Annotated in this window: 10 protein-coding genes and 1 pseudogene; 7 read left to right on the forward strand and 4 right to left on the reverse strand. The window is 65.4% G+C overall.

The genetic code is table 11. From position 1 onward, the window contains the following. Positions 1-19 precede the first annotated feature (19 nt). The 4 genes and pseudogenes from IEX43_RS19680 (at position 20) to IEX43_RS19690 (ending at position 3,430) form a co-directional block, all read left to right on the forward strand. Positions 20-667 carry a DUF4230 domain-containing protein gene (locus IEX43_RS19680; RefSeq protein ID WP_174175743.1) on the forward strand — a complete coding sequence of 216 codons (648 nt, stop codon included), beginning with the start codon at positions 20-22 and terminating at the stop codon, positions 665-667. Between the two features lie 56 nt (positions 668-723). Further along, positions 724-864: pseudogene (locus IEX43_RS20525) on the forward strand (Lrp/AsnC family transcriptional regulator); the annotation flags it as partial. Between the two features lie 117 nt (positions 865-981). Continuing rightward, the gene (locus tag IEX43_RS19685; RefSeq protein WP_188813889.1) at positions 982-2,640 is read left to right on the forward strand and encodes a thiamine pyrophosphate-binding protein; all 1,659 of its coding nucleotides are present in this window, start codon (positions 982-984) and stop codon (positions 2,638-2,640) included. A gap of 76 nt (positions 2,641-2,716) precedes the next feature. Then, a complete protein-coding gene (locus IEX43_RS19690) occupies positions 2,717-3,430 on the forward strand; it encodes a hypothetical protein (RefSeq protein ID WP_188813891.1) in 714 nt (237 codons plus the stop codon). A 50-nt stretch (positions 3,431-3,480) separates the two neighbouring features. Here the strand turns inward: IEX43_RS19690 and IEX43_RS19695 are convergent, their stop codons facing one another. After that, on the reverse strand, positions 3,481-4,140 hold the full coding sequence (locus IEX43_RS19695; RefSeq protein ID WP_188813893.1) for a dihydrofolate reductase family protein: 660 nt from the start codon (positions 4,138-4,140) through the stop codon (positions 3,481-3,483). A 117-nt stretch (positions 4,141-4,257) separates the two neighbouring features. Here IEX43_RS19695 and IEX43_RS19700 point away from each other — a divergent pair, with 117 nt between their 5' ends. Continuing rightward, positions 4,258-4,476 (forward strand): helix-hairpin-helix domain-containing protein, encoded by a 219-nt coding sequence (locus tag IEX43_RS19700; RefSeq protein WP_188813895.1) that lies wholly within the window; start codon positions 4,258-4,260, stop codon positions 4,474-4,476. A gap of 159 nt (positions 4,477-4,635) precedes the next feature. On the opposite strand, the gene IEX43_RS20480 is transcribed toward IEX43_RS19700, so the two are convergent. The 3 genes from IEX43_RS20480 to IEX43_RS19710 all read right to left on the reverse strand — a co-directional run bounded on the left by IEX43_RS20480 (position 4,636) and on the right by IEX43_RS19710 (position 6,496). After that, positions 4,636-4,761, reverse strand: coding sequence for a hypothetical protein (locus IEX43_RS20480; RefSeq protein WP_268238385.1), 126 nt, complete (start codon positions 4,759-4,761; stop codon positions 4,636-4,638). Between the two features lie 100 nt (positions 4,762-4,861). Then, positions 4,862-5,632: a type 1 glutamine amidotransferase domain-containing protein gene (locus tag IEX43_RS19705; protein WP_188813897.1), complete on the reverse strand. Its 771-nt coding sequence runs from the start codon at positions 5,630-5,632 to the stop codon at positions 4,862-4,864. A gap of 75 nt (positions 5,633-5,707) precedes the next feature. Next, on the reverse strand, positions 5,708-6,496 hold the full coding sequence (locus IEX43_RS19710) for a hypothetical protein (RefSeq protein WP_188813899.1): 789 nt from the start codon (positions 6,494-6,496) through the stop codon (positions 5,708-5,710). A gap of 183 nt (positions 6,497-6,679) precedes the next feature. On the opposite strand from IEX43_RS19710, the gene IEX43_RS19715 reads away from it, so the two are divergent. Together IEX43_RS19715 and IEX43_RS19720 are read left to right on the forward strand one after the other, a co-directional pair. Next, complete coding sequence (locus IEX43_RS19715) at positions 6,680-7,609, forward strand: NADP-dependent oxidoreductase (RefSeq protein ID WP_188813901.1); 930 nt, start codon at positions 6,680-6,682, stop codon at positions 7,607-7,609. A 364-nt stretch (positions 7,610-7,973) separates the two neighbouring features. Next, positions 7,974-9,421 (forward strand): Ig-like domain-containing domain (locus IEX43_RS19720; RefSeq protein ID WP_188813903.1); only part of this gene is annotated, 1,448 nt, incomplete at its 3' end.

Consider the following 9,421-nt stretch of genomic DNA (forward strand, 5'->3'; position numbering starts at 1 on the left):
AACCGGAGACTGAATCGTCATGAACTTTTTCAAAGCAGCCATGAAGTTTTTCAAAGTAAAGGTTCTGCTTTGGCATGTCCTGCTGATCATCCTGCTGATTGTCGCGGGAACGGGCGCCGTTTTCGTATCCGGTGGACTCAACGCTCTCGCGCTCGGTTCTCTGTTCACCAGTAATTCGAACGAACGCGATTCGCAGGTAGTTCAGGCCGTCTCGCGCGTGCAGGAGGTCGCCTTGCTCAGCCTTCACATCGAGGGTGTTGCGAGGCAGGAAAGCAATGGAGAGATTCTCGGCATGGTCGTGCCCGCGAGCGAGAAAACGACGCTGCTCCAGTACAAGTTTGATGCAAAATTAGGCATCGACGGGTCACAGGTGAAGATCGAACCCAATGGCACGGAGTCGTTTCGGGTGACTATCCCTAAATTCCTCGGCATAGGCTTTGACCGTCCCTTCTTCGAGACCCCCCTGGAGAGTAGCGGCGCGCTTAGCTGGTTGACACCGCCAGCCGTTCAAACTCAGATGATCAACAACATTCTCAGCGATGAGAACAAGCAAAATTTCATCACCCAGAACGAAGCAGCACTGAAGGAACAGGCGAAGGCGTTCTACTCGGGAATCATCGAAAGCGTCGATCCCGAAGTTACCGTCGAATTTGAGTTCGCAGGGTAGAGGCTTGCAGGGCCGCACTCTCCGCATGAACCCGAGTGTAACCACGGCTGCTATACCACCGCATCACCAACCAGATTCTTGAGATCGACGGGATCCAGCGGACAAGCACCGCCATCTCCGTCATGGAACTCATGCCGCCCCGCTACGACGGCCTCATCAGCCGGCTGTCAGAACAGGAGTCCCGCACAGCGGACTAAGTGCGGTTGGCGCACCCTGGCTGGGCATTTTTTCACTTTATAAGAATTCTGCTGCCAAAAGTCCCAACAGTATTCGCGGGTATTGCAAACGTGAGATGCAGGCCACACGCTTCCTGCATGACTATTCTCACCGTCTCCGGCCGCGTGGCTCAGGTTCTCAGCAGCTATGTCAGGGACGTCTTCGGCGTCATGGGCAACGGCAACGTCTACTTCCTGGACGCCGCGGAGAAGCAGGGCCTCCGCTTCACGCCCGTCCGGCATGAAGGCGCCGCCATCGCCGCGGCCGACGCCTACTACCGCGCCTCGGGACGGCTCGCCGCGGGCACCACCACCTACGGCCCCGGCTACACCAACGCGCTCACCGCCCTCGCGGAGGCCGTCCAGGCGCAGATCCCCGTTGTGCTGGTCACCGGCGACGCCCCCACCAGCGGTGCCCGGCCGCAGGACGTGGACCAGGCGGCCATCGCCGCGGGCCTCGGCGCGGCCACCTTCACCGTCACCCGGGATGCCGCCGGCGCCATCACCCGGCAGGCGGTGGAGTACGCACTCACCCGGCGCACCGCCGTCGTGCTTGCCATCCCCTACGACCTCGCGGCTCTCGAGGCTGCGGACGAGGCCCTTCCCGAGACGCACGCACCGAAGGTGACGGACGACGTCGACGGCGGCCTTGGGCAGGCAGCCCGCCTGCTCGCCGGTGCCAGGCGGCCGCTGATCCTCGCCGGCCGCGGTGCGCACCTCGCCTGTGCCGGCCCGGAGCTCCGCGAGCTCGCCGACCGGCTCGGCGCACTGACCGCCGGAACCGCCTTGGCGCTCAACCTCCTCAATGGCGAGGGGTACCTGGGCGTGGCCGGCGGTTTCGGCACCGACACCGCGGCCGGGCTCATGGGCGAGGCGGACGTGGTCCTGGTGGCCGGGGCGAGCCTGAGCCCCTTCACCATGCGGTTCGGGCACCTGCTCGGCCCGGACAGCACGGTCATCCAGATCGACGCCGGACTGCAGCCGACGCACCCGCGGGTGGACCTTTTTGTCAGCGCGGACGCGAAGACCGCTGCCGGACGCCTCCTGTTATTGCTGGATGGCGAGGCTGCGGCGGAAGGCTGGCGCGCGGAAGCGTCCCGGCGCCTGGCTGAAGGACCGGCCCACCACCCTGGATCTGAGGTGACCCCGGACGGGCGGCTGGACCCGCGCTCCCTCGCCACGGCGTTAGATGCCGTGCTGCCGGAGCGCCGCACGGTGGTCCAGGACGGCGGGCACTTCATCGGCTGGGCCCCCATGTACTGGAACATCCCGCGGCCGCAGGACCTGGTGATGGTGGGGACCGCCTTCCAGTCCATCGGGCTGGGCCTCGCGAGCGCCGTCGGGGCAGCCCGTGCCGTGGAGGACGGCCGCACCCTGGTGCTGGCCTCCGGCGACGGCGGTTTCCTGATGGGCCTGGCGGACCTCGAATCGCTCGTCGGTGCGGCTCGCAGCGCGATTGTGGTGATCTACAACGACGCCGCCTACGGGGCCGAGATCCACCAGTACGGCTCCCAGGGCCTGACCGAGAAGCCCATGCTGATCCCCGAGGTGGACTTCAGCGGTGTTGCCCGCGCTTTGGGTGCAGAGTCGGCGATCATCCGCTCGCTTTCAGACTTGTCCGCGCTGCAGGACTGGATCGATGCCGGCGCCAAGGGAACCTTCGTGGCCGACTGCCGGATCACCTCCAGCGTCCGCGCCCCGTGGCTGAGCGAGTGGATGCAGGCCTCGCAGGCAGCGAAGGCCGCTGTGGCGGGGTAAACCCTGGTGCCGCGGCGGAGCAGGCCAGGGATTTCGTCCCCCTGCCTCGCGGACGGGACCGGGAATACAATGAGCCATGCCCGCGACCGGCCGGACCGTTTCCGCCGCGGTGCTGCTCGCCATAGGGGCAGGACTGGCGCTGCTGGCCGTGCTGGTCCACTACGGTTTCATGGCAATGTACGGCGATGTCACCGGATCCGCGTTCGAGGGGCTCACGTGGGGGTTGGCAGCCGGACCGTCCGGGCTGGCGCTCGGCGTGGTCCTGGTGGTTGCCCTGATCGGCCTCATGCTCTCGACAAAACCGTGGATGCGGCTGACTGCCGTGGCCATCCCGGTCCTCATGCTGCTCGGGATGTTCGTTGTCACCCCCTTGGCGCTGGGGCAGAAGATGGCGAACCAGTTTGTTTCCGCTCCGCAATGCGTGACCCAGGGCACCGGCGAGCCCATGGCCACCGCAGACCGTGAGGCCCAGGAGGTGTTCGATTCCATCGAGCACATCGGCCAATTCAAGGGTGGCGGCATGAGCGGTGTGGCCGGCTGTACCCGCTGGTTTGTGCTCCCGGGAGGCGTCGATGTGTTGCAGCACTATCGGACAGCGCTGCCCGCGGCCGGCTGGGACGTGGTGGAGGACGACGGGCGCCACCTGCGGGCGCACCTTGATGGCCGGGCGTTCGATGTGATGCCCTGTCCCGGAGGCGGTGTCATCTGGGCCGGAAGCGAGGACCAACGCTCATACGGACAGGGAAGGCCTGAACTGGCGGGCGCTGAAATTTGTCCCCACGACCTCTGACCACAACAGTTCGGGCCGGCCGCTTCAGGGAAGTGGAAGAGGAGCCCCGCCTACACCGCCGTGCGACGGGTGAAGACCAGATGCACCACCCCGCTCGGGGACGGAGTCGCTTCAATGTCAAAGCGTTCTTCGAGGCCCTCGAGTCCGTCCCAGAGCCGTTCACCCCGGCCCAGCAGGATCGGCACGAGGACACAATGCATGTGGTCGATCAGGCCGGCCTCGAGGAACTGCCGCACCGTACTGGCGCCGCCGCCGATCCTGACGTCCATGCCGGGCGCCAGGGCACGGGCCCGTTCCAGGGCGGAGGCAGGGTCCGCGTCAACAAAATGGAAGGTTGTCCCGCCGTCCATTTCGAGGACCGGCCGGGGGTGGTGTGTCAGGACCACCACAGGAGTGTGGAACACAGGGTTATCGCCCCACCACCCCTTCCAGTCCTCGTCTTCCCAGGGACCGCGCTGAGGACCGAACTTGTTGCGCCCCATGATTTCGACGCCGACACCGGGTCCCCACTGGCTGGCGAAAGCCTCGTCCGTACCGAAGGATCCTTCCGATTCCCCATGGATGCCGATCGCGCGGAAGGTCCGCGTCTCGAAGGCCCACTCCATCAGCCGCGTGCCTGCGTGGCCGAAGGGAGCGTCCAGCTGCTGGCCCTCGCCGGTGCCGAAACCATCGAGGGAGACCGAGAAATTATGAACGCGGACAAGGGACATGGCGCCTCTCCTGAAGTGGTCGTTGGCTGTCACTGTAGGGCGGCCGGCGCCCACCGCTCAAGGGCTAATGCAGGACTCTTTGGTGCTGCTGATCCCGGGGCCGATACCCTGTTCCTCATGAGCACCCGAGACACCCCGGCACGGATCGGGGACCTGCCTCCCCTGGGCCGACCGGCCAACAGCGCCCTGCTGCAGGCAGGCATCACGACGCTGGCGCAGGTGGCGTCGCACGGTCCTGGTGAGCTGCTCGCCCTGCATGGCGTGGGGCCCAGAGCAATTCGACTCCTCGAAGCCGCGCTGCAAGAGCGCGGACTCGAGTTCACCGACCCTTCCTAGCGGACAAACGGACGTAACAGCCCCCCGCGGCTGAGCCCCCGGGCCGCTGTACCGGTGGCACCCAACCCGTGCGCCGCCGTCGTGCGCCCAAACACAGAAAGCCCCGGCACGTACGTACGTCGCGCCAGGGCTCCCGTGTCCGCTCTGCAGCGGGACTTTTCAGTCCTTGGGTTCGTCGGCCGCTGCCTCACCGTCTTTCGTGACTGGTTTGTCGTGGACCTTTTTCGGGATCTTGCCCTCAACGTCAGCGGGGACGGGCGGGTCCTTCTCTTCATCAGTAGACATAGGCCAAGCCTAGGGCTGCACCCCGGCTGCCGCCGCCCGGACGCAAAACTGACGGCCACCCCATCATCCGGGTGGCCGCCAGTTTCAGTGCCTGCTGGTGTTACTGCTCAGCTTCCGCGGCGGCAGCCGCCTTGACTGCGTCCTTCTCGGCCCGGAGCGCCTCAGCGTCGTGCTGTTCCTCGGCCTTTTCCTGGTGGATGACCACTGCGAAGAGCTTCTCCATCTCCTTGGCCACACCGGCAGCCGACGCCGGATTCTGGCCGGTCACCAGCCGCTCGTCAACCACAACCTTTTCCTCAAAGACACCCGCGGAGACGTGGGTGGCGCCCTGCTCCTCAAGCCGGTCTGCAAGGAAGAACGGAATGACCTTGTCCTTGCCTGCAGCAACTTCCTCGTCATTGGTGAAGGCGGCCATTTTGCGGCCCTCCACGAGGCGCAGCCCGTTCTCCAGCTCCACGTTCAGCAGGCCTGCCGGTCCATGGCAGACCGCGCCCACCAGACCGCCGTTGTTGTAGACGCTGGCCACCAGGTTCTGCAGGCCTTCGCTGTCCGGGAAGTCCCACATGGTGCCGTGTCCGCCCACGAGATAGACGGCGTCGTACTGCTCCGGATCAACAACGTCCACGCGGGCCGTGTTGTAGAGGCCGGCGCGGGTGGTCTCATCCTCCGTGAAGGCGACCTGGATGGGATCTTTCGTGTCCACCTCATCGCGCGGCGGCTGGCCGCCCTGGATGGACGCAAAGTCGACGAAATGCCCGGAATCCTTGAACACCTTCCAGGGATGTGCAGCCTCGGCCACGTTGTAGCCGGTCTTCTCTCCCGTATCGCCGATCTCGGAAACGCTGGTCAAAACCATGAGGATTTTCTTCATGAAATGCTCCTTTCGTCCGCCTCCCACCCTACGCCCAGCCCGTTCCGCGGCCTTGGGATGTCGCGGGCACGGAGATCAGGGCTGGCCTGCAGGGACAAGCCGGTATGCGAACCGGCTGTCCAGGCCCCCGGGTCCCATCGTGAGGTCCGCCCCTTCAGTGGGCAGCACCACCGGTGCCTTGAACACGCTCCCGCCGCAAGGGACCTGCACGGGGGCGAGGACTTCCGCTCCCTTCCAGGTGGAAACGGACAGCTCGGCTACCGGCAGTCCGGCACAGACCAGGTGCAGTTCATACTGGCCCGGCGGGGCCGACAGGCCGGCGGTGGTGGTGGTGGTGTTCCCGCGGCTGGTTCCCCGCAGTTCGCCGGGCAAACCTGGTTGTAGCTGCTGTGCTGCCCAGTCTGAAAGGTCTTCGAGCTCCGATGCCCTGCGGTCAAGGTTGACCTGCACCTTGACGCCCGTTGCGGCGGGCCTGCCCGTGGGCGGCACGGCGCTGATGGTGAGGGGCCCGCCGTCGTGCCTGACAAAGCGGTCCAGCGTGGAGGTGCACTCGAAGCTGGACGCTTCCGGGACGCCGTCGGCTTTCACAACGGTGAGCTTGGCCCCGTAAACCCCTGCGCAGGCGCCGGTGACCAGGTAGTCTCCGGGCGCAAGTTCAAGGGACAGCTTCCCCGCGGGTTCAGCCTCCGACGGCATGCCGGGGTCCGTAGGGGAAGCGTCGAGCAAACGCGTGACCTCGTTGACGTTGTCCGTGAAGGAAGCGGCCGACGGCGTTGCGGCCGGCGGCGACGACGGTACCGGCGGCTCGTCCTGACCGCTGTATTCACACCCCGCCAGCGGCATGGCCAGAACGGCCGCAGCCATGAACACTCCTATGCGCCGAGCCGGCGTCCCCCCATAAGACATGACCCCGAGTCTACGGTCTCGCGCCCGCGCCGCGGCACGGATTCCCATGCCTGCTCCGCTGCCCGTACCTCTCCCCGTGCGGTTCGCCACTTTGCGCGGGGATCCGGAATAGCGAAGCGCCGCCATGCCGTTGTGGCAGTCATGAAGGCAATTACTTACAAAACTTACGGAAATCCGGACGTCCTCGAATTCGGCGATCAGCCAATGCCAAAAGTGGGGCCCGGCATGGTCCTGGTCAAAGTCAAGGCTGCCGCTGTGAACCCGGTGGACTGGAAGATCATGGCCGGCGGACTCGACGCCGTCATGGACCTGGAGTTCCCCGCCATCCCCGGCTGGGATGTGGCAGGGGTAGTGGAGTCGGTGGGCATCGATGCCCGGCAGTTCCAGCCCGGCGACGAGGTCATCTCCTATGGCCGCAAGGACTACGTCCACGGCGGAAGCTTTGCCGAGTACATCGCGCTGCCGGAGCGGCTCCTGGCCCGTAAGCCGGCCTCGCTCGGGTGGAACGAATCGGCAGGGCTGCCGCTGGCCGGACTGACCGCCTACCAGGTCCTCAACCGGCTGGGCCTGAAAGCGGGCGAAACCGTCCTGATCCACGGCGGTTCCGGAGGCGTGGGCTCCCTGGGCATCCAGATCGCGGTGGCCCTCGGCGCGAGCGTTATTGCCACAGCTTCGGAGAAGAACCACGAATTCCTCCGCTCCCTGGGAGCCGAGCCGGTTGCCTACGGGGACGGGCTCGCGGAGCGCGTACGGGCACTGCGCCCGGACGGCGTGGACGTTGTTGCCGACTTTGTGGGCGGGAATCTCGACGCCACGCTGGCGGTGCTGGCCGAGGGAGGCCGGCACGCCTCGATCGCAGACAGTGAGGTGGAACAGCACGGGGGCGACTGGATGTGGGTCAATCCCGTGGGAACCGACCTTCAGGAACTCGCCGATCTGGTGGACAGTCGGGATATCCGTGTGGAAGTTGCCGAGGTCTTCCCGCTGGACAAGGCCGCGGACGCCTTCCGCTCGAACATGGAGGGGCACACGCGCGGCAAGATTGTGGTTGCCGTGGACCAGAGTTCCTGAGTCCAGCGACACCTATGGAGCCGCCGTCGTAAATGTACGACGGCGGCCCGCTGGCCGGGTGCCGTGCTGCTGGACACCCTGAACTCCAGCGGGAGGGTACGGTATCTGCCTACCTAATACCCCCTCCTGCCTCCCCTATCTGCTTCCGCTGCGGTTCAGGATGTGGCGAGCAGACATAAAGTGTTCCCTCCGGGAGGTGAAGAAACGGCCTCCGTGTCGCCGACATCACCCCGAGGACACCACTATGCGTCTGCAACGCCTTTTCATTGCTCTGCTACTCGCCGCAGCCGCCACTGTGGCGCTCCCCGTCCCCGCCCAGGCAGCCGATCTCGGAAAGCCGGGGCCATCGTACGCAGGCGACGGCGTGAGAAACCCTACTGCTGACAAAGCGCAGAGCAAGCTCTGGTTCCAGGATGGGAGCTGGTGGGGGCTGTTATGGAGCGCGTCCGCAAATGCGACGAAGATCCACCGGCTCGACGTCGCGACCCAGGCGTGGCAGGAGACGGCAACGGTTGTTGATGCACGGGCGAGTGCGCGCGGTGACGCGCTGTGGGACGCAAAGGACGGCAAGCTCTACGTCGTGTCCGGCACGACTGTGGAATCGGAGTGGAGCTCCCCACCTTCCCAGGAAGCGGTGACTTCAGGGTCCGCACAACTTCACCGCTTCAGCTACAACGCCTCGACGAAGACCTACTCACGGGACGCCGGTTTCCCCGTCACCCTTCACAGTGGGAGTACGGAATCGATTACGGTGGCCAAAGACTCCGTCGGCAAGCTGTGGGTCACCTACACGGTCGTCTCGGCGGACAACAGCAACCGTGTCTATGTCAACCACTCGACGACGAGCGACACAGCATGGGGAACTCCGTTCGTCCTGCCGACAACAAACGCCCAGGTGCACCACGACGATATCTCTGCAGTCACGTCGTTCCAGGGCGACAAGATCGGAATCATGTGGAGCAACCAGCGGGCGGAGCACAGGAAGTTCTACCTGGCCATCCACCAGGACGGTCAGCCGGAGAACTCGTGGCAGACAGAGGTGGCCTACGGGGGCGGAAACAACTGCACCGGGGGATGTGCGAACGACCACCTGAACCTCAGGCAACTGACAAGTGACGGCAGCGGCCGCCTCTACGCAGCAATCAAGACAGCCCACCGGAACGTCGGTCAAACGTTTGCGGCGCTCCTGGTGCGCGACGGTAGGTCCCAATGGACCAGCGCGCAGTTCGGCGCTGTGGAGGATGAGCACACCCGGCCCATGGTCATGATTGACGAGGAGCATCGTCAGGTCTGGATGTTTGCGGTCGCACCGGAGGAGGGCGGCACCGTCTACTACAAGAAGTCGCCGCTGGACAACGTTTCCTTCCCTCCCGGCGCCGGAACGCCCATCATCAGCAGCAGTACCGACACGGACATCAACGACCCCACATCAACGAAACAAAACGTCAACGGTCAGACAGGCCTGGTGGTGTTGGCGGCCGCGAGCACCCCCAACGCCCGGTACTGGCACGCCCACATAGATCTTGGGGACACACCGCCGGGTGGTGGGGATACGACGGCGCCGACGGTGACAACTGTGTCCCCGAACGACCAGGCGACCGGGGTGGCGGTAAACACGAATGTGACCGGGACCTTCTCCAAGGCGATGGACGCCACCACAATCAACGGCACCACCGTGACGCTGAAGAACGCTGCCGGAGCTGCCGTGACGGCCGGGGTGACCTACGACGCCACCAACCGAGTAGTCACCCTGGACCCGAACGCAGACCTGGCCGCCTCCACGGCCTACACCGCGTCCATCACCACCGGGGC

This window comes from Pseudarthrobacter polychromogenes (assembly GCF_014644495.1).
Taxonomy (GTDB): Bacteria; Actinomycetota; Actinomycetes; order Actinomycetales; family Micrococcaceae; genus Arthrobacter; species Arthrobacter polychromogenes.